General features: G+C 37.0%; 23 protein-coding genes. 16 read left to right on the top strand and 7 right to left on the bottom strand.

Features of this window, described 5'->3' with window-relative positions:
* The first annotated feature begins 55 nt into the window (after nucleotides 1–55).
* Complete coding sequence (pepT, locus tag ACZZZK_RS14325) at nucleotides 56–1309, top strand: peptidase T (RefSeq protein ID WP_463484730.1); 1254 nt, start codon at nucleotides 56–58, stop codon at nucleotides 1307–1309.
* A 78-nt stretch (nucleotides 1310–1387) separates the two neighbouring features.
* On the opposite strand, the gene ACZZZK_RS14320 is transcribed toward pepT, so the two are convergent.
* On the bottom strand, nucleotides 1388–1711 hold the full coding sequence (locus tag ACZZZK_RS14320) for a nuclear transport factor 2-like protein (protein ID WP_056849347.1): 324 nt from the start codon (nucleotides 1709–1711) through the stop codon (nucleotides 1388–1390).
* A gap of 151 nt (nucleotides 1712–1862) precedes the next feature.
* On the opposite strand from ACZZZK_RS14320, the gene ACZZZK_RS14315 reads away from it, so the two are divergent.
* A complete protein-coding gene (locus tag ACZZZK_RS14315) occupies nucleotides 1863–2729 on the top strand; it encodes an aldose 1-epimerase family protein (protein WP_463484729.1) in 867 nt (288 codons plus the stop codon).
* A gap of 408 nt (nucleotides 2730–3137) precedes the next feature.
* On the opposite strand, the gene ACZZZK_RS14310 is transcribed toward ACZZZK_RS14315, so the two are convergent.
* Both ACZZZK_RS14310 and ACZZZK_RS14305 read right to left on the bottom strand, forming a co-directional pair.
* Nucleotides 3138–4526 (bottom strand): Gfo/Idh/MocA family protein, encoded by a 1389-nt coding sequence (locus ACZZZK_RS14310; RefSeq protein ID WP_463484728.1) that lies wholly within the window; start codon nucleotides 4524–4526, stop codon nucleotides 3138–3140.
* Nucleotides 4527–4547: 21 nt separating this feature from the next.
* Nucleotides 4548–5366: an endonuclease/exonuclease/phosphatase family protein gene (locus tag ACZZZK_RS14305; protein WP_463484727.1), complete on the bottom strand. Its 819-nt coding sequence runs from the start codon at nucleotides 5364–5366 to the stop codon at nucleotides 4548–4550.
* Between the two features lie 196 nt (nucleotides 5367–5562).
* Here ACZZZK_RS14305 and ACZZZK_RS14300 point away from each other — a divergent pair, with 196 nt between their 5' ends.
* From ACZZZK_RS14300 to ACZZZK_RS14290, 3 genes are all read left to right on the top strand, one after another.
* Nucleotides 5563–5997, top strand: a complete 435-nt coding sequence (locus tag ACZZZK_RS14300; protein ID WP_463484726.1) for an ester cyclase — start codon at nucleotides 5563–5565, stop codon at nucleotides 5995–5997.
* Between the two features lie 78 nt (nucleotides 5998–6075).
* Complete coding sequence (locus ACZZZK_RS14295; RefSeq protein ID WP_463484725.1) at nucleotides 6076–6498, top strand: VOC family protein; 423 nt, start codon at nucleotides 6076–6078, stop codon at nucleotides 6496–6498.
* 155 nt (nucleotides 6499–6653) lie between these two features.
* Nucleotides 6654–7733, top strand: a complete 1080-nt coding sequence (locus tag ACZZZK_RS14290; protein ID WP_463484724.1) for an acyltransferase family protein — start codon at nucleotides 6654–6656, stop codon at nucleotides 7731–7733.
* A 172-nt stretch (nucleotides 7734–7905) separates the two neighbouring features.
* Here ACZZZK_RS14290 and ACZZZK_RS14285 read toward each other — a convergent pair whose 3' ends face one another.
* Complete coding sequence (locus ACZZZK_RS14285; protein ID WP_463484723.1) at nucleotides 7906–9498, bottom strand: ABC-F family ATP-binding cassette domain-containing protein; 1593 nt, start codon at nucleotides 9496–9498, stop codon at nucleotides 7906–7908.
* A 342-nt stretch (nucleotides 9499–9840) separates the two neighbouring features.
* Here ACZZZK_RS14285 and ACZZZK_RS14280 point away from each other — a divergent pair, with 342 nt between their 5' ends.
* Nucleotides 9841–11124 carry an ATP-binding protein gene (locus ACZZZK_RS14280; RefSeq protein WP_463484722.1) on the top strand — a complete coding sequence of 428 codons (1284 nt, stop codon included), beginning with the start codon at nucleotides 9841–9843 and terminating at the stop codon, nucleotides 11122–11124.
* Between the two features lie 185 nt (nucleotides 11125–11309).
* Here the strand turns inward: ACZZZK_RS14280 and ACZZZK_RS14275 are convergent, their stop codons facing one another.
* The gene (locus ACZZZK_RS14275; RefSeq protein ID WP_463484721.1) at nucleotides 11310–12182 is read right to left on the bottom strand and encodes a hypothetical protein; all 873 of its coding nucleotides are present in this window, start codon (nucleotides 12180–12182) and stop codon (nucleotides 11310–11312) included.
* Between the two features lie 386 nt (nucleotides 12183–12568).
* On the opposite strand from ACZZZK_RS14275, the gene ACZZZK_RS14270 reads away from it, so the two are divergent.
* From ACZZZK_RS14270 to ACZZZK_RS14225, 10 genes are all read left to right on the top strand, one after another.
* Nucleotides 12569–12760 (top strand): hypothetical protein, encoded by a 192-nt coding sequence (locus ACZZZK_RS14270; protein ID WP_463484720.1) that lies wholly within the window; start codon nucleotides 12569–12571, stop codon nucleotides 12758–12760.
* 100 nt (nucleotides 12761–12860) lie between these two features.
* The gene (locus ACZZZK_RS14265; protein WP_463484719.1) at nucleotides 12861–14486 is read left to right on the top strand and encodes a tetratricopeptide repeat-containing sensor histidine kinase; all 1626 of its coding nucleotides are present in this window, start codon (nucleotides 12861–12863) and stop codon (nucleotides 14484–14486) included.
* Nucleotides 14487–14497: 11 nt separating this feature from the next.
* Nucleotides 14498–15163 (top strand): response regulator, encoded by a 666-nt coding sequence (locus tag ACZZZK_RS14260; RefSeq protein WP_463484718.1) that lies wholly within the window; start codon nucleotides 14498–14500, stop codon nucleotides 15161–15163.
* A gap of 246 nt (nucleotides 15164–15409) precedes the next feature.
* Nucleotides 15410–15769 carry a hypothetical protein gene (locus ACZZZK_RS14255; RefSeq protein WP_463484717.1) on the top strand — a complete coding sequence of 120 codons (360 nt, stop codon included), beginning with the start codon at nucleotides 15410–15412 and terminating at the stop codon, nucleotides 15767–15769.
* Nucleotides 15770–15891: 122 nt separating this feature from the next.
* Nucleotides 15892–16953: a type I restriction endonuclease gene (locus ACZZZK_RS14250; protein WP_463484716.1), complete on the top strand. Its 1062-nt coding sequence runs from the start codon at nucleotides 15892–15894 to the stop codon at nucleotides 16951–16953.
* Nucleotides 16954–17056: 103 nt separating this feature from the next.
* Nucleotides 17057–18589, top strand: a complete 1533-nt coding sequence (locus ACZZZK_RS14245) for a DUF6804 family protein (protein ID WP_463484715.1) — start codon at nucleotides 17057–17059, stop codon at nucleotides 18587–18589.
* A gap of 1 nt (nucleotide 18590) precedes the next feature.
* Nucleotides 18591–19679, top strand: coding sequence for a hypothetical protein (locus ACZZZK_RS14240; protein WP_463484714.1), 1089 nt, complete (start codon nucleotides 18591–18593; stop codon nucleotides 19677–19679).
* Between the two features lie 18 nt (nucleotides 19680–19697).
* Nucleotides 19698–19907 carry a hypothetical protein gene (locus ACZZZK_RS14235; protein ID WP_463484713.1) on the top strand — a complete coding sequence of 70 codons (210 nt, stop codon included), beginning with the start codon at nucleotides 19698–19700 and terminating at the stop codon, nucleotides 19905–19907.
* A complete protein-coding gene (locus ACZZZK_RS14230; RefSeq protein ID WP_463484712.1) occupies nucleotides 19895–20416 on the top strand; it encodes a thermonuclease family protein in 522 nt (173 codons plus the stop codon). Before ACZZZK_RS14235 ends, ACZZZK_RS14230 begins: the two co-directional genes overlap by 13 nt.
* A 102-nt stretch (nucleotides 20417–20518) precedes the next feature.
* On the top strand, nucleotides 20519–20770 hold the full coding sequence (locus tag ACZZZK_RS14225; RefSeq protein ID WP_463484711.1) for a hypothetical protein: 252 nt from the start codon (nucleotides 20519–20521) through the stop codon (nucleotides 20768–20770).
* Between the two features lie 79 nt (nucleotides 20771–20849).
* Here the strand turns inward: ACZZZK_RS14225 and ACZZZK_RS14220 are convergent, their stop codons facing one another.
* Complete coding sequence (locus ACZZZK_RS14220) at nucleotides 20850–21689, bottom strand: endonuclease/exonuclease/phosphatase family protein (RefSeq protein ID WP_463484710.1); 840 nt, start codon at nucleotides 21687–21689, stop codon at nucleotides 20850–20852.
* Nucleotides 21690–21705: 16 nt separating this feature from the next.
* Nucleotides 21706–23484, bottom strand: coding sequence for a RagB/SusD family nutrient uptake outer membrane protein (locus ACZZZK_RS14215; protein WP_463484709.1), 1779 nt, complete (start codon nucleotides 23482–23484; stop codon nucleotides 21706–21708).
* Between the last annotated feature and the right edge of the window lie 3 nt (nucleotides 23485–23487).

The raw sequence follows: 23487 nt of genomic DNA, 5'->3' as shown, positions 1-23487 counted from the left end.
TTTTTTTACAAAAATAATATGTTTATTCAATATCTATAACTTTTACCTTTGAATTATGAGCAATTACATCAACTTTAACAATTCATTAGCGCATAGATTTATAAAGTATGCCAAAATAGATACACAATCTGACCCAAATTCTGCCACTTGCCCATCAACAGAGAAGCAAAAGAATTTAGGAAAAGTACTTGTTCAGGAACTTTTGGAAATAGGCGTTTCTGATGCTGAAATGGATGAGAATGGATACGTTTATGGAACCATTCCTGCTACGAGTGATAAAAATCTTCCGGTAATTTTTTTCTGTTCGCACATGGATACTTCACCAGATTGCAGCGGAGAAAATGTTAAACCGATTATTCATGACAATTATCAAGGACAGGATTTGATATTGCCCGACGACAATAATATCGTAATTAAACTTGCAGAACATCGCGATTTAAAACAACAAATTGGAAACGATATCATTACTGCAAGTGGCACTACTTTATTAGGTGCCGATAACAAGGCCGGATTGGCGGAAATTATGGACGCGGCTGCTTTTTTAATGAATAATCCGGATGTTAAACACGGTACGATCAAAATTCTTTTTACCCCTGATGAAGAAATTGGAAGAGGTGTGGAAAAGGCAAATCTCGAAAAATTAGGTGCCGATTTTGGTTATACTATAGATGGCGAAACTTTAGGATCAATTGAGGATGAAACATTTTCTGCCGATGGCGCAACATTAACCGTTAATGGCGTGAGTACACACCCCGGTTTTGCCAAAGGTAAAATGGAAAGTGCCATCAAAATTATTGCTGATATCATTGCTTCTTTACCAAAAGATACACTCACCCCAGAGGCAACTCATCAAAAAGAAGGATTCATTCACCCAGTGAGTATCAGTGGCCAGGTTGAGCAAGCAGAGGCGCATTTTATCATCAGAGATTTTACGGATGAGAAGCTAGCGGAACATGGGAAGTTTTTGGACGGGACGGTAAAAAATGTTCTGCAAAACTATCCAAATTCCACTTACAATCTGGAGATAAAACCACAGTACAGAAACATGAAACAAGTGCTGGATAAACATCCAAAGATTGTGGAGTATGGAATAGAAGCCATTGAAAGGGCAGGTGTGGTAGCCAAGCAACAAAGCATTCGTGGCGGCACCGATGGCTCACGTTTATCGTACATGGGCTTACCTTGTCCGAATATTTTTGCAGGAGAACATGCTTTTCATAGCAAGCAAGAATGGGTAAGCGTTCAGGATATGGAGAAAGCCGTACAAACCATTATTAACATTGCCGTAATCTGGGAAGAGAAAGGGTGAAGGTAGTTGGGAGTTGGGAGTTAGGAGTCTTAAAGCTACCGACTTTGGACTAAAGACTTTAGACTCACTATTCCCAACTCAACTTTGGCCAATATCCAACCGGTTAATCTTCCCGCCTTTGCCGATTTGAAATTTAAAAAAAGTTTTAAAGTCGCCCCATTGGTCGGAGTGGAAATTGCCATAAACATCTAAACCATTATTTTCCACTTGATCAATGCTGGTAAAGCGTTCATGCCCTAAAGCTTTTTTAAAGAAATTATTAAACTGAAGCTGGTTGCCATCGTCATAAAATTTAACATCATCAGCAAACAAAGAGAACCAGGTTTTCTCATCACCTTTTTGCAAGGCATTTATTGCAGCTTTAACTTTTGAATTCGATAGTTTAGAGAGATCAACAGGCATATTTTATTGTTTTACGTGCCTTCCTAAATTAAACTGCAAACAATTAGTGCAACCTAAATAATCAGTGGCTTAATGGCAGACATGGAGATTTCAGATCAAATTTAACAAAATAGTTTCCAAAGCACCGCATATTTATTACTTTTAAAATGTAATGATAACCCTCGAAAACAATTACCTAAAAATAAGTATTGCAGCAAAAGGTGCAGAACTTCAAGGCCTTTATAGCAAGGAAACTAAAATTGAATATTTGTGGAATGCCGACCCTAAATATTGGGCAAAACATAGTCCGGTGTTATTCCCAATTGTTGGGTCGCTTAAAGATGAACATTTCAAATATAATGGTGTTGAATACAAGTTGCCACGCCATGGTTTTGCCCGCGATCATGTTTTCGCCGCTGAAAAGATAAGCGATACTGAAGTTGTTTTTACCTTATCGCAAAGCGATGAAACACTTAAGGTTTATCCTTTTTATTTTGAGCTTAAACTGATTTATAAATTGATAGACAGAAAGCTGAATTTAACTTACGAAGTAACCAATACCGGTACCAATGAAATGTTATTTTCTATTGGTGCGCACCCTGCATTTGCGGTTCCTAACACGCCAAACACCAGCTACGAAGATTACTATTTGGCTTTTAATACAGATGAGAAGTTAACTTACTGGAAACTGGAAGATGGTTTGGTTGCCAATGAAACTGAGTCTATTGAACTAAATGGCCATAAATTAAATTTAAAACACGAGCTGTTTTATAATGATGCATTGGTTTTTAAAACGATGCAAAGTAGCTGTATTAGTTTGCTGAACAATAAGAATGATTACGGTCTGCATTTCCATTTCGAAGACTTTCCGTTTTTTGGCATTTGGGCGGCGCCCGATGCTCCTTTTGTATGTTTGGAGCCTTGGTGTGGTGTAGCCGATGGCGTAAATCATAATCAGGAATTGCAACAAAAGGAAGGTATTATCTCTTTAGCACCTCATAAAAACTGGACACGTTTTTGGGAGGTGGAGTGCTTTTAGTTAGTGAATTAGATCTTTTTTATTTGGTTTGTGGAGACACCAACCAATAGAGAATTTAATGTTGTAGATCTTTTGCTTTAAGATCCCCGCATACGCGAGGATGACGACTAAGCGTTAACACCGGGAAATTAATCTGGTTGGTGGGCGGACAGGCTAACCATTAGAAAAGTCCCCGATACGAACGGTCGTCCTTCCCAATTTAATTGGGAATCTTAATGCAAAATAATGTTATAAATCTGGTCGGTGGAGACACCGACCAGTAGAAAAAATTTAAATCTTTTGCCTTAAGATCCCCGCATACGCGAGGATGACGACTAAGCGTTGACACCGGAAAATTAATCTGGTTGGTGGAGACACCAACCAGTAGCAAAAATGATCATCATCCTCATCTGCAAGGATGAAAATCATTTAAATCTTTACATCCATTACCTTACCATTCTTTCTGCTGCTCTCTGCCATAAAACCCATAATGTGGCTTTCTATAGATTCATCAATTGTGGAGGTTAATAATGCAGGGTTTTGCTGTGATACGGCTTGGCAAAAATCCTTTACCAAAAGCCAGTCGCCACCACCGTGCCCGCTATTTTTATAACCATCTACATCATCAGCTTTTGGAATAAATTTCGTTTCTTTTCTGGTCTTAAAATCATGCACCACCAACTCTGTCATATCGCCAACCATATCGCCCATCGAACCCATAATCCGGGTTCTTCTATCATGGTATGAAGTAAAAGCTTCCATTGAAAAGTTTGCGGTTACGCTATCACTAAATTGAATACTGGTTACATAATGGTCTGGCTGATCGTTATCCATGCGATAAACACAACGACCATAATTTGTTGTTTTAAGTTTAGCCATTATCGCCGCTTTTCTATCGCTTGTACCTTCAGGAATATCCAGAACCGATGTCCTCGAATTGCGATCTACATATTCTTTAATTGCCGAATACGGACATTCCCGCTCCACCGCACATCCATCAGTGCATCGGGCGGTACTTCCTTCAGGAGCATTTTCTTTTTTAAACCATTTTAAATCGCCCATGGCCACAATACGCTGGGCTTTCTTATTAATCACCCATTTCATAATATCTAAATCGTGACAAGATTTAGCTAAAATTATAGGCGTTGTGGCTTTGGAATTATGCCAGTTTCCACGCACATAAGAATGTGCCATGTGGGTATGTTCAATAGGTTCGAAATGCTGAATGCTAATTACCTCGCCAATAGCGCCTTTTGCAATCAGCTCTTTCATCTTTACAAAATATGGCGCATACCGCAATACGTGGCAAACCGCAACAATTCTTCCCGTTTTCTTCGCCAAAGCCAAAATATCACGACATTCCTTCTCGGTAGGCGCAATGGGTTTTTCCAGCAGGATATCGTATCCCATCTTTAGTGCTTGCATACAAGGTTCGTAATGCAAATTATCAGGCATGGAAATAATAACGGCATCAGCCATTTTAGGTTTTTTAAATACATCCTCCCAGGTATTAAACCGATTTTCATCAGCAATTTTGTGCTTTTTGGCGTATCGTTCGTTTCTGTAAGCAATCGGTTCGGCCACACCAATTATTTTTATCTGATCGGGAAAACTTGCCGCAAAATTACCGTAAACAGTGCCCCGGTTTCCCGCACCACAAGTAATTGCCGTAATGGGCTTTTCTAAGGGTTTATGCAAAGGATTATCAGCTATACGATAGCTGTAAGTATTATCCGCCAAGCGGGCAAGTACATCCGTACTCACTACGGTTGCGCCTAAACTTATACTTAAAGTTTTGAGTAAATTTCTGCGGTTCATAAGTTTTTGGTTTAGGTTGAGTTATTTATTTAATTTCAGTATGGCTAAAACAGGCAGGTGATCAGAAGCATAAGTTTCATTGATTACCTGATGAGAAATCACTTCGAAATTATTTCCTTTTTTAAAGGCAATGTGATCGATGGTATTTTTAGGATTGATTACAGGTATTGTAAAACCACAGTCGGTACAGGTTCTAACAAATTGCCTGTCGAAAACTTTAACCACCTCCGAGCTTGTGTTCGCATTTAAATCGCCGGCAATAATCAGCGGAAGGGTTTCTGTTTCCGTTAACTTATTGATTTCGTTTACCTGCATCATTCTATTCTCTTCCGATTTCTGTGCATCGAGATGTGTTGATGCAAAACGGATTTTTCTTCCGTCGGGCAGTGTAGCCGTACCCATTCCCAATACCCGTGGTTCTGCTTTTGCTTCGCCGGTGTTAGGCAACTTATAGGTTTGCGGATCGCTCAACGGATATTTCGAAAGTATTGCTACCCCGTAATCTCCGCCATCATGGTCTATCGCTTTAAAAAAATAGAAGTTCATCTTCAGCCTGGTGGCTAAAAAAACCGCTTCGTTCATGTTTCCCGAACGTTTCGTGTTTACATCAACTTCTTGCAAAGCAACTAAATCTGGTTTTTGCGCCTCAATCACTTTGGCTATGGCATCTAAATCAATCAAGCCTTCTTTTGCTTTGGATGGGGGGTTGGCGTGATGGATATTATACGTTAAAACTCGAATGGTGCTTTGATCGTTCCTTGTTATACTGGTTTTAGGAGAGCAAGAAAAAAGCAAAATGGTAAGAAGTAAAAAATAGGAAACGAAGTTAAATCTAGTCATTGTTTTGTTGGCTTAATGGCTTTTCGAATTTAAAAAATAAAACCAATCGAAAGAAATTGTAATACGATCGTTATAAAAAGAAACAAAACGCAATTTATCAAATGGCTCTCATGAGTTTTACGATCTCAAAATTGCGGAAACAACATGTACTTTATCCTGTTTAATTATTAATTCTTCAACAAAAAATATAAAAATTATGGATAATCAAGTAGAGAAAAACAAAGCGATTTGCAAGGTATTTTTTGATGAGCTGCTCAACAATGCCAATTTGGATGCCATTACTAAGTTCGTGGATAGTGGAGTTAAAGTGCATAAAACATTTCCTTGGCAACGCGAAGGCGAAAAAGCCTTTTACGATACAGTTGAGGTGTTTAAACTGGGTTTTCCTGATTTAAAAATAAAATTCGACGACATTTTAGGCGATGGCGACAAAGTGATGTGCAAATTCACTGTAACGGGAACGCATAAAGAATCGTTTCTTAACATCCCAGCTACAGGGAAAAAGATCGAGTACGAGGAAGTAAACATTGTTCGTTTAAGAGATGAAAAAATTATTGAACATTGGGCAGTTGCCGACATTTATAGTTTGATGCAGAAGTTAACAGGAAGTGAAGTACACAATCTAGTTTAAGAAGCCCCAAATTTGTCTCAACTCCCCCCTTTGTAAAATTTAGGTACTGCTTAACTTAGCAGAAATAGAAAAAATTTTATGAGAACCATGCATCCTTATTTAAACTTCGATGGCCAGGCTGAAGAAGCTTTCAATTTTTACAAATCGGTTTTGGGCGGTGAATTTATCTTTTTTAAAAAAATGAGTGATGCGCCTAACGCGGATGAATTACCCGAAAATGAGCGAAATCGGGTAATGCATGTTGCACTTCCGATCAATGAGCATACTATTTTGATGGCATCAGATTGTATGCCTTCAGCAGGCCATGTTATTAAAGAAGGTAATAATATGTATGTTCATCTCGCTGCAGAAAGCAGAGCAGATGCGGATCAACTTTTCAATGGTTTATCGGCAGGAGGAACTATCGAAATGCCTATGGAAGATATGTTTTGGGGCGATTATTTTGGAACCTTCAAAGATAAATTTGGGATCCAATGGATGATCAATTTTGGGAGTTATTAGCTTGAAAAGCTAATAAAAGGACCTTCAAACAAACAGAAGGTCCTTTTATTGTTACACAAACCATCAAAATCCCGCCTGCTTTAATTTGACATCATCTGGTCAAATACGTATTCTTGTTTCTTGCTTATTTTAATAATGTGAGAACAGGGCATACCATGAACAACGTAACTTCAGGTTTATTAAAAACCAAACAACATTTTATTATTCTTGATGGATTACGCGGTGTGGCTGCTTTGGCCATTGTTGCTTTCCATTTTTTGGAAGTGGTTTTTGAGTTTAGCAAAAATTTTCTCGGTCATGGGTTTTTAGCTGTCGATTTTTTCTTTTGCCTTTCTGGTTTCGTAATTGCCTATGCTTATGATGATCGCCTTGAAAAAATGGGCATTATGGAGTTTTTTAAATCTCGGATCATCAGGTTACATCCTCTGGTTATTTTTGGTTCTGTATTGGGGCTGCTAACTTTCATTTTCGATCCCTTTAGTGGTACCGCCGCCCAGTATAGCATAGGCAAAATCACTTTATTGTTTTTAACTTCTGCCTTATTAATTCCTTTTCCAACAATGGAAGAGCGCTATTTTAACAACTTCGGTTTAAATGCGCCAGCTTGGTCTTTATTTTGGGAATATGTGGCGAACATTGTTTATGCATTTGTACTTTACAAATTGGCCAGAAAGTATTTAATGGCACTCGCTGGCGTTGCCGCTATTATTCTGGTAGTAGTTGCTTATCGTACAGGTTCATTATTGGGCGGTTGGGCCGGAGAAAATTTTTGGGAAGGTGGGGCAAGGATATTATACTCTTTTACAACTGGCTTATTAATTTATCGCTCCAAATGGATGATTAAAAACAAGCTCGGTTTTATTGGCTTATCCATCTTGCTGTTATTCGCATTTTTTATGCCTTATTCAAACTATAATTGGCTAACTGAATCACTAGTTGTTTTGTTTTATTTCCCCCTTTTGGTTGCCTTAGGTGCCGGAACCGTTGCCACCCAGGGGTTAACCAAATTATGCACCTTTTTTGGCAAGATATCTTATCCTTTGTACATGACACATTACATGGCCATTTGGGTATTTGCCAATTATTACAATGCGTACAAACCAGAAGGAACAGAATTGGCTTTAGTAATTTCAGGTGGGGTAATCGCCCTAGTTTCCCTAGCCTATTTAACCATGATTATATTTGATATCCCTGTCAGAAAATACCTTTCTAAAAAGCGAATGAAGGCACTTTAAATCCATCTTAAGAAAATTTATAAATTTTTTAAAAATTTTAAAACAAACCAATTACACTTGTGTTTATAGTATAGTTTGTTTGGTTTAGTTTTATCGGTGGATACTTATAAGACATTCAATATAGCCTCATAGAGATATGAGGCTTTCTCATTTCCAGACTTTTTAAACCAAGCTATTTATCTAATATTATTTCCCTTTCTATATTAATCTGTTCCAAAAAATAAGTATCGTGAGATACGATTAAAAGTGTTCCCTTAAATTCGTTAATGGCTTCAGTTAATATTTCAACGTTTTGAATATCGAGGTTATTGGTTGGCTCATCGAAGATCATTATATCTGGTGCCTTATTCTTGATGGTTAGCAAGCAAAGCATCAACCTCATTTTTTCGCCCCCACTTAATGCACTGCAAGGCTTATCCCAGTCTTCTTTATTAAACAAAAACCGATTTAATCGAATTTTGATTTCATGTTCTTGTAACTCCCCGGTATTATATTGTTGTGCCTGTAGATAGACTGTGAGTTGACTATTGATTAAAGAATAATCCTGATCGATGTAAATTGCATCGTAGGTGGCGTTTTTAACTGTTCCTGTTTGAGGGAGCAACTCTCCTAAAATAATCTTGATCAAAGTAGATTTGCCAGATCCATTTATGCCTTTTAATGCAATTCTTTCACCACTTTTTATATCAAAATTAAGTGCCGAAAGCCAGAGCTTGTTATCACCATAGGCAAAGTTAATTTCCTTTGCCTCAATGAGTATTTTTCCATAATGAAGATTGGATTGATCAAAGCCAATTTTCATCTGTCCAGCTAAAGGAATAGTGCTTCTTAACTCCGTTAATTCTTTACTTATGTTGCTAATTTTTTCGTCATGCATTTGCTTAACACGAGCGGTACTGCCCTCAGCCTTGTTTTTCAAGGTATTCATTGATATGGTAGGTAAACCCGCTTTTTCTTGCTTCCTCTTTCCCCGGGCATCTAATTTTTGCTCCCTTTCAATAGTTTCACGGGCTACCACTTTCGCTTTCCGAAGCGTTTTTTCTTTAGCTTTGAGGGCATTAGATAAAGCTTCTTCTTCGATCTGTTTTTGAGCCAAATAGAAATCGTAGTTTCCTCCGTAGGTATTGATTTCCCCTTGGTTCAATTCGTACGTGAGGTTAAGAAGATTGAGCAAAATACGGTCGTGACTTACAATAAGCAACGTTTTATTAGTTTCCTGGATAAACTTGTATAGTAAATCCCTGCTTTCCACATCAAGGTGATTACTCCGCTCATCCATCAAAATAATTTCTGGTTGATGAATAAAGATTCCAGCCAGGAAAACTTTGGTCTTTTGCCCACCACTTAGTAAATCCAGCTTTTGATTCAAGTCCGATATTTCAAGTCCCCAATAGGCAAAAGCTTCATGGCAACGCTCTTCAATAGTCCAATCATCCTGTAGGAGCGCAAAGTTTTCTTCAGTTGCCTTGCCATCTAAAATTTCATGTAAAGCAGAAATTCGATCATTAATTTTTAGCGCTTCTGCAATGCTTAAATCATTAAACTGACCAAAAATTTGTGGAACCAGATAGGGTTGATCATCTGCCTGTAGCAAACCTCTAGTAACTTGTAAAGTTCCAGCCAAAAGATTGAGCAAAGTAGATTTACCCGAACCATTTTGACCTACCAAGGCTACTTTGTTCTGTGCTTGAAGGGTAAAATTTAAATTAGAAAATAATATATCCCGATTGGGATGTTGGTAGGCAAGGCCTTGTAAAGTAAGCATGATATCTTTGTTAAAACGTAAATAATTTCTGATCCAATGCAATTGGATACCGTTTGTTTTATCGAAAGAATTTGCTCTTACATTTTATACTGCGATGATTTACGACAAATTTAGTGATTTATCCAAAGTAATCAAATTCAAAGTCTTTGTCTCCCTAAATTTTTTCTGAATACGTTTTACCGACCAGCTGATTTAAGCAAGAAATTGCTGCCAATAATTAGAGGTTGTAGTATCCTTTTTTACCCAAAGGGATTCCAGTGAGCCAGTTTAAATGCAAATTATTTTTACTTTTATTCACTAATTAATTTAGTATTTTGCGGTTCGTAAAATCAAGATCGCATTATGGAAAATAAGGTTAGCATCAACAATAACAGTGTCGAGTTTTCGGGCATTACCAGAGATTACATGGAGGCCATTTCAGAGCTGATATGGAATGGTTTTGACGCCGGAGCAACTAAAATTGATCTTGTTTTTGATACTAATGAAATTGATTTCATTCCATCGATAGAAATTATTGATAACGGAAGTGGCATTAACCTCAATAATCTTAACCAAACCTTTGGGGCATTTCTCGATTCGTTAAAACGCAGTACCGACCATCGTTCATCTTACGTTCGGGGCAAAAAAGGCAAGGGTCGTTTTTCCTTTATTGCTTTTGCGCAAACCGCCATTTGGAATACTACATTTTTTGATGAAAATACTCAAGCATTTACCACTTACGATATCACCATTAATGCCAGCAACAAAGATTTTTATGCCGATGAACACCAACAAAAGGGGGTAAAGAATGCATCGGGCACACGATTAAAACTGCTAAATCTTTTCGGTGTAACTGCCTATAATTTCACCAACGATGCCTTTGTAAACCACCTGAAATCAGAATTTGGCTGGTTTTTATTGTTAAATAGCAAACACAATTTTCAGTTGTGCATTAATGGTGAAAGAATTATATATGAAGACCTTCTGGCCGACCACGAAATTTTTGAAAGGGAAATTGTAGATGCTTCCACATCGAGATTTATGTTTACCATTACCTTTGTTCGCTGGAATGAAAAAATTGGCGATAAGTTTTACTACTATTTTTTAAACAGCGATAAAAAAGAGGTTTTTAAACAGCTCACATCCTTCAACAATAACGCGATTAATTTTTATCACAGCGTTTATATCGAATCAGATTATTTTAATCTTTTTAATTTCAATGATACAGAAGAAACGGGAAATCTGTTTGGTTCCAATCCACAGAGTCCAATTTTTAAACAGTTAATTAAGGAGCTGCAAAAAATTGTCGTCAACAAGCAAAAGGAATTTGTAAAGAATAATGCTGCTGATGAATTAATTCAAAAGTTATTATTATCAGGCTCAATGCCCAAATTTGGAAATAATGATAATGATTTGAACCAAAAGGAGCTTTTCATCGAATTGGTAAAAGCGATTTACTGCATTCAGCCACGCATGTTTAAAGGCTTAAATGATGCACAAGAAAAGCTGGCCTTGAATCTTATCTTTTCCCAAATGAAGGATGCAGATTCGCTGTTGGCCCTGTTGGAAAACGTACTAAAACCCAATGAAGAAGAAAGTCAACAGCTTCATCGACTGATGTCTGCAACACATTTGATTTCTGATTGAAATTTTTAAGTAGATCAGTGTGAATTACTAATCAATCGAATTTAAGAGAAAGAAAATTAGAAAAGAATTGACCCTTAGGCGGTGTTCCGCATGAAAGACACCGTCATCGAATTAGATCATCAGCCAATTTTATGCTCATCACTATTTCGATCGTCCGCAATTTTATAAATATTAATTTATACCTCTTATTTTTTGTTGGCAACATATTTAGTTAGAATATATTGTGTTAATGGCAAAAGGCGTTTTGTGCTATTGGTTGGATGATCGCCTCCTGAAGTATAAAAGTCTACACTATCAACCTTAACTTTTGCATAATGAACTTTACCGATAGATGCAGCTGTCAAAGTATCCCGTTTGTCTATCTTTTTTAAATTCGAAATCTTAAAAGTATCCAAGGCAATTACTGGTGATGACGCTTTTTGATCGCATGCTATTCCTACATAATGATCGCCTGTCCAATACATACATTGATAGTTTTTAGGATAGAAAATAAATGCGCCTATTGCGACGGCGGCCGCAGTTCCAAAAGCGAATATAGATTTATAATATTTCTTAGGAATAGTATATTTTGAAAATCCAAGTTTAGTTGGAGTAACGTCTGGTGTCTGTTCTGGTCCATCACCCTGTTTCTTCTTTGCTCCATCTTCGGTTTGTGCAGTTACCAATGTTCTTCCAAATTCTTCCTTAGTTTCAGTTTCTCTCTGTTTTTTATAAAATAATGTACTTGGCCTAGGCTGAAAATCGATAAACCAAGCGATTAGCTCTGTATTTTTCATTTCGGTATTGTCAGTTTTATTATAACCTGCAATATGGTTGTGCACAGCTTTAAAATCATCTGCCTCCGACTTATTTAGCAACTGATGGAAGTTCGCTTCAAGTTTATCCACTTCAAAAAAATCCGCAAATACATCATCATCCTGCGAATTATACTTTTTGTTGAAAGCCTTTATACATTCTTTTCTAAATTTTGCCCGAGTCGATAAATCACAGGTAAGCCTCCCTGTTTCTTTTAGCTTTTTGTATTCCTGTAAAACTAAGGCTTGATAATCTTCAGTCATTTCAAAAAAATTTCAATAAAAATATAGTTTTAATATTATGATTTTTTACGGAATCCCGGAATTACAACGGAATCAATCAGGAAGTTCCAAGGAGCTTCAGGAATTGTAGGAATTCCTGGATTAATAGGTTTTTTAAGCCCCCATATTTGTATCAGCAAACAGCACAAGTGCAATCTAATTAACTGCACTTCATAAATAAGTTTTGCTAAAAGAGTAAACATCGCGGTTGCCTATAACTGACTTGGGAAGCAGTTAAAAAGCGGCCGCGGCAGGAACTCAAACACTTCCCAAAAATTTTCAGAAGGCCTTCTGATTTACACCGTAGCAAACCCCTCGAACGGTTCGAGGGGAACTACAAGTATTTCATTTTCTAAAATTTTTGAATCATGTTTTTACCCTTATTTTTAGCAATTTTATTAGGATTGGTTAGTCCATCAACAACAAATACGCCGCCCTCTGGTGCTGGCACAACTGTAAACATCAACAATACTGAAGATGAAGATATCTGTTATGAAGATCATGGAGAGGACGGAGATGATACCGGAGGAGAAAAAGGTCATATCCACCCAAAACCATAAACAAAAAAAGAGCGATTATAAATCGCTCTTTTTTTATATTTGAAGAAACTTGTCCCTCTTGAAAAATTATCTGCTATTACTTCTGCTCTCACTTATTCTTTTGTCCTGTAAAGAAAAAGCCAATCATCCTATTCCAAATGCAAACTCATATTACTCAAAAGCAATCAAGCTTTACGAGTTGAGCAACGATTCAGCTTTTTACTATTTCAACAAGGTAACTACGGATACTAATGTAGATAGTTTGACGATAGCAAAGGCTTATAACTATATGGCTACCATACAAACTGATGGTGGCGATTACTATGGAGCACAAGAGAGTGCAGTACAATCGTTTTCATTTTTAAATAAAAACAATCGGGAACATTACAGTTGTTTTGCCGCGAACTATAATATCTTAGGTTCAACATATGATGATTTGAAGCTGCATGAATTGGCGATAGGCTACTATGATCAAGCCATACATTATAGCAGTGACCCTGAATCAATACTCACAATTAAGAATAATAAAGCGCTGGCTTTCCAAAAAATTAAAGATTATGCCAAGGCTTTAACAATCTATAATCAAATCATCAGTCAAAAAATAAATCAAGTTGAGTACGCCCGTGTATCCTCGAATACAGCACGAACACAATGGTTGCAAAATCCAAAATATAATCCCCTTCCACAGTTGCTAGCGGCATTAAATATTCGTAGGAAATTGAGAAATGAATGGGGTCTTAATGCCAGCTACGCTCACCTGGCAGATTACTACACGAATAAAGAACCAGATTCGGCATTATTCTATGCTGAGGGTATGTACCAAATTGCAAGAAAGTTAGAGAGCCCTACAGATCAGCTGGAGGCTTTAGAGAAAATCATCAAACTTTCTCCAGCAAAAAAAATCAAGAAATATTTCGACGTGTATCAACACCTAAACGACAGCTTGCAAACAGCTCGCAGTGCGGCTAAAAATCAGTTTGCAGTAGTTAGATACAATTCCGAAAAGAGCAAGGCCGATAACTTAATCTTACAGAAAGACAATACCGAAAAACGTTATCAAATTATCAAGCGAGAATTATTGCTGGCGTCCGGTTTCGTAGTTTTTATTGCAGTATCTATCAGTGCTTTCTTTTGGTATAAAAAAAGACAACAAAAAATGGAACTCGAAAAGGAAAGTGCCATTCAGGAAAACAGATTGAAAACCTCGAAGAAGGTTCACGATGTTGTAGCAAACGGATTGTACCGCGTAATGAGTGAAATGGAAAATCAACCTGAAATTGATCGCGAAGCAATCATCGATAAAATTGAAGTGCTTTACGAAAAATCAAGAGATATTTCTTACGATCAACCCGAGCATGATGTACAATCTTTCGAAGTAAAAATATCAGAAATACTTACCTCATTTGCTACGCCACAAACCAAAGTATTTATTGTGGGAAACTCCAATAAGTTGTGGGAAAAAGTGCAGCCAAATGTGCGATACGAACTCGAACAGGTTTTACAGGAGTTAATGGTTAATATGAAAAAGCACAGTAATGCCACAACCGTTGTATTGAAATTCGAACAGGAAGAAAACCAGGTTAATATTCTTTATACCGACAACGGAATTGGCATGCCTGAAAATAAAATTTTTAATAACGGCTGGAAAAATACGGTTTCCCGTATAGATGGAATTGGAGGGAAACTTACCTTTGAAACCAAGCTGGAGAAAGGGCTCAAAGTCCATATTTCTTTTCCTGTTTCTTAATTCAAAATAAAATGTTCAAAAGAGTATTAATTGCCGAAGACCACGAAAGCACGAGTATTTCAGTTAGAAAAACATTGGAAGATTTAGGGATTTCCAAAACTGAATACACTTACTATTGTGATGATGCATTTATGCAGATTCAAAAAAACTTAAGCGATGATCAACCTTTTGATCTGCTCATTACCGACCTTTCTTTTGAAGAAGATCATCGTACACAAAAACTTTCTGGTGGCTTGGCGTTAATTGAAGCCGTAAAAAAAACTCAACCACTGATCAAAATATTGGTATTTTCTGCGGAAACCAATCCTGCAATAATTGATAGTTTGTTTAAAAATTTGCGGATTGACGGCTATGTACGTAAAGCCCGCCATGATGCTAAAGATTTGAAAAAGGCCCTTGAAAATATTGCTCAACACAAAACTTATCTATCCGACGATTTACGTCGTTCACTGAAACAGAAAAATGCTTTTGAGTTTACTGAATATGATGTGACCATTATTTCTCTGCTTTCCCAAGGCACTCCACAAAAAGATATTCCAACCTATTTATCACAGCATAAAATAAAACCTGTAAGTTTAAGTAGTCTCGAAAAGCGATTGGGTAATATTAAAGATTCGCTCGAATTTTCGAAGAACGAGCAGTTGGTGGCCTATTGTAAAGATTTGGGAATCATCTAAAACACTTCCCGCCATACGCCATCGCAACGAAATTTCCAATAAGGCCCTTTTCTCCATTAGGGTCATTTCGGCTACAAAATTTTTACATAAAAAACAATCCGCATTACGGTTTCCCGTAAATCAAAACTTTTTTAATTCTGTAGTTTTGGCACTACATTATTATTGATAACTGCAATAACATTGTATTTATTAAATCTATCGTCCTCCCGTTAACACATCCCAGGTTTATGATTAAAAGACAGATAGATGAAAAAATTTCTAACACCCATAATTTTCGTTTTCCTAATCGGAAGTGTCAGTGCGCAAAAGAGCAAAATGCAAACCTTTCAATTAATGGAGCCTAATTTTAACAACAAAGCTATCACTGGAACCATTTCTGAAATTTATAATACCCAGAGATTTGGCAAAAAATTATGGTGGGTAAAAATCGGCAGCGACACCCTAATTCACGTTTGGGAAAAGCATTTTGATGCGGCAACCATGAAAGTTGGTGTAAAAAGACCATTCACTTCTGTTAAGCGTTTAGACAGTAACTGGTGGATGAAAGAGAAATCAGAAGTTAAATTCCGGGAAGCTGTTGACCAAAATGTGTTATCAGTTCAATAGTTAAATTCAGCTAATTTCTTTTTTACATTTTTTTGCTCCTTTACGGTTTCCCGTAATAATTGATCTGCTCGTGTAGTTAATTTTGATTGTAAACAAACAAACTCAAAATCAAACTTCAGGAAATGGATCTTAAACTAAAGCTAGAGCAACTTCATCAAAGAGTAGTTGGACTCAAAGATCAAATTAATACAGAGGAGGCTACAAAAAATGCATTTGTAATGCCCTTCATACAAATTTTGGGTTACGATATTTTTAATCCGACTGAAGTTATTCCAGAGCATATTTGTGATATTGGTACCAAGAAAGGTGAAAAGGTCGATTACGTAATTCGTAAAAATAATGAGCCTATTCTCATATTTGAATGCAAACACTGGAAAGAAAGTGCAGATGCACATAACTCCCAACTACACCGTTATTACCATGTCTCTAAAGCCAGATTTGGTGTATTAACAAATGGTACTGTTTACAATTTTTATGCTGATTTAGAAAAACCAAATATCATGGATGAGAAACCTTTCTTAACCATCGACATTGAAGACCTTAAGGATAATGCCATAAAAATTTTAGAAAGCTTTACTAAAAATGAATACAATTTAGAAACAATTTTAGATTCGGCTGAAGGCTTAAAATACATCAAAGCGATTAGAAAGGAGTTTGAAAAAGAAATTGAAAACCCATCAGATGAACTCGTCAAACTTCTGGTTAGTCGCTTTTATGATAAACCATTAATTGCCAGCCGCATGCTGGCTTTTAAAGAATATGGTAAAAAAGCACTTACCCTCTCTATAAATGAATCGATTAGCGATAGATTAAAATCTGCATTAAACATTAATGAAAAACCAGATCTACTGGTAGATCAGAAAGTTGACCCGATAGATGATGGCGGTGACTCCAAAATTATCACTACCGAAGAAGAACTGGAAGCTTTCCAAATCGTGAAAGCCATCTTAAGAGAAAAAATCGCATCTACGCGTATTGCTCCAAGAGACACGCAGTCCTACTTTGGGGTTTTACTTGATGACAATAACAGAAAACCGATTTGCCGCTTTCATTTCAATACAGCCAATAAATACCTGGAGACTTTTGCGAATGGCAAAGACGCTGGCGATAAAAAGCAAATATTCAATCTGGATGAGATTTACAATTACCGCATTCAGCTACACCAAACCATAGATAATTATTAGTTAACGTTCAATTCTCTCACGGAAATGTAGAGGTTGCTTCCAATTGCTTTTAAGAGCGAAAGGAAGTGATCTCTCATTTTTAAAGCGATTTAAATTGAAGAAAATGAAATGGATACTACTTTTTAGTGGGAGTGTGCTGCTACTAGGTACAATGAACCAGCCGATTGGTTATTACACATTCCTAAGAACTGTAGTTTCAATTAGTTCTATTATATTTTTAATAACAGCATTTCAAAGTAAACTATGTGCTTGGATAATTATTTTTATTCTAATAGCAATGATATATAATCCAATAATGCCGATTCATTTAAATAACAAATCTCTTTGGATCCCAGTCGACATAATTAGCGCATTAGCTTTTATCTATAAAGCGATTACACTCAAACAGAAACACAAGAATAACATGGCACAAGAAACACTCAATGAACAGATTACCAGCATAGAGGATAATCGCAAAATAACATACTCAATGTATGGATTTCGATCTGCAACAAAATCCCAGTCGATACCAGAGGGTATCCATGGCTATCTAAATAACGTTTATGATAAGTTTTTAGAAGAACAGAGATTGGATGGACAAGGCCTAAAGGACAGGATCTCAAAGCTTAGAGCTGAACTTCAGCAGGAAAAAACTAGAAAAAATGACATTAACGCTGAAATTTTTTCTAACAAATCAAGCAAGGAAGATAAGGAACAGGAAATCGCAGAATTAGAGTTGGAAAAAATAGATATCAGAAATGGTGATGGTGAAATGGGAGACACTTCATCATTTATAATTGGTTCCTTTATAACTTTGATGCTTACCATGTATCTATTTGTATTTTATTCTTCATCAGGATATTCGGCATTTTACGGAATAAAAAAGGGCAGTTTAGGTTTTATAAATCCAAATGTATTTTCTGATGCAATAAATAAAGGTGGTGGTGTGATCGCATTAATTATTCTATTTCCTGTTATATTTTTAGCTATGGGTTTTTATATTCACGTAGCAATTGAAAACAATAAAAAACTTAATTCGATAGGTAAACCCTCCAAATATATTATTATAATTTCTTTATTATTTATAACCCTAATAGCCGATGTATTTATAGGATACAAGATTTCCCAAAGTATCCATACGAATGAGTTCAATTCGGGTTTGACAAGCGATGCTTGGAAATTAGATATGATATTTTATGATATTAATTTTTATCTCGTCCTCGTTCTAGGGTTTGTTGTCTATGTAATTTGGGGGTTTTTATTAAACTTCGTTCTAAGTCATTCTTATCTTAAAACTGAAAGCGAAAAGGTGAAATTAATGATAGAAAGTATAAATAATAAAATTGTCGACAAGAGACAAGAACTATCGGAAATTATCTCTAGGATACATAAATCGGAAAGTGATATCATTTCATTAGAAAATAAAATTGAAGAGAAAGCAAAGGACATTATTGGATATGAAAATGGTGTTATTCCCGTAAACTTATCCTCACTGAAAGCATCTGTAGGAGAATTTATGGGTGGCTGGCAAAATTATACAAATAGCAACTTTCATAGTGATCTAGCTTTACGACTGAATAATGAGGCAATAAATTCGCAAAATTTATGGCTAAATACCTTAATTCAAAAAATAGAAAATCCAAATTCAGATAATTAGAATGCAAAACTCTCAAAAAAAAAACAAGAAGATTAGAGATAAAAAACCACTATACATTCTTGCAGGTGCAATAGCATTTTTCGGAATATTTGTCTATCTCATCACAAGACCTTCTATTCAGAACATGGCACTTAAAGAGCTTGAAACAAGCTACAATAAGAAGGATGTTGAAACGGTTTGGTATAAATACAAAGCTGAATTATCTCAAGATGAAGAATTTTTAAACGCAACTCGGACAAAATTATCAAGTTTCAAATTATCGGATGACGATTTAAGATATTGCCAGGGATGGCTACCGCCTGCTCCAACAAGCATAAATATAGTTGTCATTCCTGATTTATCTGGACGAATCAATGATGAAATTAATAATCCTGATCAGGTTAGAAATGATAAGCTTGTGCTAAAAACAATTTGGCAATCTTTTATTGACGTCTCCAAACTTAAACAAGACTCAAAGGATAAATTTATTGTAGATGTAACTGATATTAACCAAGCAAAAGGACAATTTGGCAAAGTTGCAAATCAGCTTCAGTTTGATCTTTCGACTCATAAAGGAAAAAGTAACCTGTTATATTTTACAGATGAAAAAAATAAGGAGTTTGAAAAGGGAATAAATACTATGTACGATTCTGCAAAGGCAAAACCCCTTGGAGCTGACTATGTGTTTTATTTACGTAGGTACTTGAATTCTAGACTTAAAAAATCGACATTGTTTGATAACTACCTTAATAAGGTTGTGATAGTAACTGATGGATATTTAGAAGCAACAGGGAGATTGCCAGATACAAAAATTTACGGTTTTGAAAAGGTACTTTATCCAGCGGTTACTTTTGGGAATATTTTATCTATTATTAATTTAAAACAACTGAACATCCCTGCTGTCAGCGTGGATCTGTCGAACACCCAAATTCTTATTTGTGAAGTAAACGAACGGAAAAGAGGGAAAGGAAAGGATTTTGAAATTTTAGAAGTATACTGGAAAGACTGGATGACTAAAATGGGCTTAAAATCCGAGAATTTCAAGTTCATTCCTCGAGAACAAGCTAGTAATATAACCGAAAATTACATCAAAAATTTTATTGAAAATTAGGCTTACATATTCCCCCCAATGAAATCCCTATCTCTCATCCTTTTCCTTCTTACCAACATTGCTTGCATCGAAACCAAATCGGCGTACCTTTGCGATAGCGAGGGCGGTAAAAAATACCACTTCGAAAAAACTTGTCGTGGTTTAAGCAATTGCCAGCATAAAATTATCGAAACTACTTTAGACAAAGCAAAAAGACTGGGCAAAACACGGTGTGGATGGGAAAAATAACATTACTGATTTTATGGCTTTGGGTTCAGCCATTCGTTTCCGCTGAAGAAATAGATCCTGATCTCAAAAAAACAACTTTTAGTGCCAAAGTCATCAGGATTATGGATGGCGATACCATGGAAGTTTTATATCAAAACACACCCATAAAAATTCGACTGGCACATATCGATTGCCCTGAGAAACGCGGCTCGCAGCCCTTTGGAAATAATGCCAAAACAGCTTTATCAAATTTATGCTTCGGACAGCTGGTTAAAGTATATGGCGAAAAATACGACCGATATAAGAGGTTAATTGCTGTGGTGGCGAATCAACATAAACAGATTGTCAATCAGGAAATGATTAAACAGGGCATGGCCTGGCATTTTAAAAAGTATTCGTCAGATCCGCTCTACGCTCAACTGGAAATCAGCGCAAGGAAACGCAAAATAGGTTTATGGAGCGATGCACATCCTGTTGCGCCTTGGGAATGGCGGAAGCCAAAAAACAGGCCATCGGTTAAGAACATGTAGCGGAAAAGTGGCTCGCAGGAGCATTAATTAATGCGATCAATCCACACTCAGAAAAACTTTCGTAACCTTTCGTTGTTCCTTTTACAAATAAAGCACATCACGATGATTACACCAAAACCACTGCTCTCAGAAAACGTTAAAGATTTTATGGATTATGCCCTTGAAGTTATCAAATCGATGGATGGCGCACCAGAACACACCGCTGCAGATCGGCTGGTTGTAAATGAAAATATTACAAAGCTGAAAGAATATTTAGAGGCTGTTTCCACATCCTATAACGAAACGATACCTAATAATGTGAACACCCCAACCGGTGGCATACAGGAAAACTTTAGCGGCACAGGACATAGCTAAACGCTACTTTGCTGCTTTCCAATAAAAAAGCATCTCCCATTTTGAGGAGATGCTCTTTCAAAAATAGCTGTTTTTTAGCTTAAGGTTTCAATTCAACTTCTGCTAAAACAGGAAAGTGATCAGAAGGAAACTTACCGAAATAAGTATCCGTTAAAATTCCCCATCTGCTGGCGGTAAATTGCTTGCTCATAAAAATATGGTCGATAACACCATTACCCCGAGGCGTTCTAAACCCGTTAGCTGAAGAATTATTTGCGTAAGGATATTTTACTGCACCGTAAACATCGCTAACGGCACCCGATTTAGCCAATGTTTGATACCACTCACTTTCTCTGCCGCCATTGAAATCTCCGGTTAGTAAAACGGGCGAGTTACCCGCAATTTCCTTAATTTTTTGAAGCATTAATTTGCTGCTTTCTCTACGGGCAACCATAGCCTGATGGTCGTAATGCACATTAAAAGCATAAAATTGTTGTTTGTTTTTTAGGTCTTCCAGCAATACCCACGAGCAGATTCTGTTGCAACAAGTTGCATCCCAACCTTTGCCTGGTTTATCTGGTGTTTCCGATAACCAAAAGTCGCCGCTCTTTATCAGTTTAAATCTGTCTTTCTTGAAATAGATAGCTGAATGTTCCCCTCCATCTTTTCCATCATCGCGACCTTTACCGTAACGATCGTATTCTGGCAGGGCCGAAGAAATATCTGCCAGTTGATTTTTGAGTGCCTCTTGCACACCGAGTACATCAAACTGATGAAAACGAATGAGATTTGCCACCACTGGAGCCCTGTCTTTCCACAAATTCCCACTATCTGCCGGATTATCATATCTGATGTTGAATGTTCCGACTGTAATTTTTTGCGCCTGAACAGCAACTGATGTCAATAACATCAGTGCTGTTAATATATTTTTTATTTTCATCTGTATCTAGTTGATGTTATTGCCATCCCGGATTTTGCTTCAAATTCGGGTTACGCTGAAGATCGTTTAATGGAATTGGATAATAATAGTTCCGCTCATTCCATTTTCTTGGAATTTCATTCATCCAGGTTAACTCTCCTGAAGTACCATTTTTCAACTTTTGCGAGTTTGTCGCATTGCCGATGGTGTTCGAAACATCAACATAAGTTACACCTGCTGCACCTGGATTTGGCCTCGTACCCTGATAAAATGCAACATCCAAAATACCATCCTCATTCAAATCCATGGGTGTATTTAACGAAGGAACGTAAAACCCGTTCCACTCTTGTTCCATTAGCGAACCACGTTTCCATCTCAAAATATCAGGAAAACGCAAGCCTTCTAAGCTTAATTCGATACCACGCTCTCTTCTTACTTCCAAAATTGTCGCATCGCTGATGCCCGGAAAATAGTTCGTTATTAAATAAGGATCGGCCAATGTTGGTTTGGTAGATAATCCGGCAGTTATTCCTGCTCTGGCACGAAGCGCACCTACGGTTAAAGCCCAATCTGCATCAGTTAAAGTACCCAATTCGGCTTTTGCTTCAGCATAATTCAACAAAACCTCCGCATAACGAAATAAAGCAATGGCGTTTGTATTGAGTGCCCCGGCATCAAAATAGGTATCGTCTAAAGTCCATTTTATAGGTTGATAACCTGTAAAGGTGTAAGAGAAAACTGGTGGGGCAGGCACTGGCTGACCGCTGGTAATTCTTTTGTAATCGCCTAACCTAATGGTTTGTTTTAATCTTAAATCGCGGTTTTTTACTTCATCTTTAAAAACCATGGTCCGATAAGCCGGATCATTGGTAAATGGTGTACCATCTAATTTAAGGTAAGTGTTGATGAACGTACGGGTGAAACTTGCTTTTGCGCCATAGGTACCACTCGTCCACCACCAGTTGGCCTCATTTAAAACGCCTAAATTAATATCGGCAACCGAGGCCTGTAATACTTCATTCGTTACCGGGGTGTTGCTGGTAAATACCTGGCGATAAGAGACTCCCGGGCCACCGTTAGTGTTAATAGAATATCCGCCGTTTTTGATTATTTCATTTGCTGCCGAAGCCGCCTCTTCCAACCATTTATTTGCAGTTGAAACCAGATTTAGTTCTGTGTGGTACTTTCTAAAAGTTCCTTCAAATAAACACAATCTCGATTTATAAGCATGAGCTACCCATTTGGTAACCGTGGTACGACTTGGATCGTTAGTGGCTTGAATGTTTGCGCAGGCAAAATTAATATCAGCTAATACCGAATCCATCACCAGTTCCCTTTTATCGCGACCAGCATTTAATGCAGGATCATCAATGTTTAAGGGTTTACCAATCCATGGCACATCGCCGAAACGCTTCACTTTTTCCATATAAAAGTACGCCCTGAAATAACGGGCGATACCTAAATAATTATTGCGCACCGAAGCTGGCACCGCCGGATTATTACAATTGGCAATAAAATAATTGATGTTTCGCAAATCGCCCCAGCTCCATCCAGAGCTGTTATTTGCTCCAAAACCGCCTTCTCTAATAAAATCCTGAACCGATCTCACTGCTAAATAATCAGACATTGCATCCTGACTGGTAGAGTTTTTCGGTAAAAAATCCATGTTATAAAATGAATTTGTATATAATTTCAGTCCGTTTTCAGTGCCAAAAACGGCATCTTTTGTGGCTGTTGATTCAGGTTTCTGATCTAACTTTTTACAAGCTGCCAAACTCAGGCAAGCCAGTAAAGCCCATATATATTGTTTTTTCATCGT

Source organism: Pedobacter sp. AC163 (genome assembly GCF_979258665.1).
Note: the sequence above shows the minus strand (reverse complement) of the source record. Positions and strands in the feature narration are given on the sequence as shown.

Coding starts and splice junctions, on each gene's coding strand:
- ACZZZK_RS14240 (WP_463484714.1), top strand. CDS start 18,591: ATGCAAAACTCTCAAAAAAAAAACAAGAAGATTAGAGATAAAAAACCA.
- ACZZZK_RS14270 (WP_463484720.1), top strand. CDS start 12,569: ATGTTTTTACCCTTATTTTTAGCAATTTTATTAGGATTGGTTAGTCCA.
- ACZZZK_RS14225 (WP_463484711.1), top strand. CDS start 20,519: ATGATTACACCAAAACCACTGCTCTCAGAAAACGTTAAAGATTTTATG.
- ACZZZK_RS14310 (WP_463484728.1), bottom strand. CDS start 4,526: ATGAACCGCAGAAATTTACTCAAAACTTTAAGTATAAGTTTAGGCGCA.
- ACZZZK_RS14215 (WP_463484709.1), bottom strand. CDS start 23,484: ATGAAAAAACAATATATATGGGCTTTACTGGCTTGCCTGAGTTTGGCA.
- ACZZZK_RS14255 (WP_463484717.1), top strand. CDS start 15,410: ATGAAAAAATTTCTAACACCCATAATTTTCGTTTTCCTAATCGGAAGT.
- ACZZZK_RS14300 (WP_463484726.1), top strand. CDS start 5,563: ATGGATAATCAAGTAGAGAAAAACAAAGCGATTTGCAAGGTATTTTTT.
- ACZZZK_RS14235 (WP_463484713.1), top strand. CDS start 19,698: ATGAAATCCCTATCTCTCATCCTTTTCCTTCTTACCAACATTGCTTGC.
- ACZZZK_RS14290 (WP_463484724.1), top strand. CDS start 6,654: ATGAACAACGTAACTTCAGGTTTATTAAAAACCAAACAACATTTTATT.
- ACZZZK_RS14275 (WP_463484721.1), bottom strand. CDS start 12,182: ATGACTGAAGATTATCAAGCCTTAGTTTTACAGGAATACAAAAAGCTA.
- ACZZZK_RS14250 (WP_463484716.1), top strand. CDS start 15,892: ATGGATCTTAAACTAAAGCTAGAGCAACTTCATCAAAGAGTAGTTGGA.
- ACZZZK_RS14305 (WP_463484727.1), bottom strand. CDS start 5,366: ATGACTAGATTTAACTTCGTTTCCTATTTTTTACTTCTTACCATTTTG.
- ACZZZK_RS14260 (WP_463484718.1), top strand. CDS start 14,498: ATGTTCAAAAGAGTATTAATTGCCGAAGACCACGAAAGCACGAGTATT.
- ACZZZK_RS14220 (WP_463484710.1), bottom strand. CDS start 21,689: ATGAAAATAAAAAATATATTAACAGCACTGATGTTATTGACATCAGTT.
- ACZZZK_RS14315 (WP_463484729.1), top strand. CDS start 1,863: ATGATAACCCTCGAAAACAATTACCTAAAAATAAGTATTGCAGCAAAA.
- ACZZZK_RS14285 (WP_463484723.1), bottom strand. CDS start 9,498: ATGCTTACTTTACAAGGCCTTGCCTACCAACATCCCAATCGGGATATA.
- ACZZZK_RS14230 (WP_463484712.1), top strand. CDS start 19,895: ATGGGAAAAATAACATTACTGATTTTATGGCTTTGGGTTCAGCCATTC.
- ACZZZK_RS14320 (WP_056849347.1), bottom strand. CDS start 1,711: ATGCCTGTTGATCTCTCTAAACTATCGAATTCAAAAGTTAAAGCTGCA.
- pepT (WP_463484730.1), top strand. CDS start 56: ATGAGCAATTACATCAACTTTAACAATTCATTAGCGCATAGATTTATA.
- ACZZZK_RS14280 (WP_463484722.1), top strand. CDS start 9,841: ATGGAAAATAAGGTTAGCATCAACAATAACAGTGTCGAGTTTTCGGGC.
- ACZZZK_RS14295 (WP_463484725.1), top strand. CDS start 6,076: ATGAGAACCATGCATCCTTATTTAAACTTCGATGGCCAGGCTGAAGAA.
- ACZZZK_RS14245 (WP_463484715.1), top strand. CDS start 17,057: ATGAAATGGATACTACTTTTTAGTGGGAGTGTGCTGCTACTAGGTACA.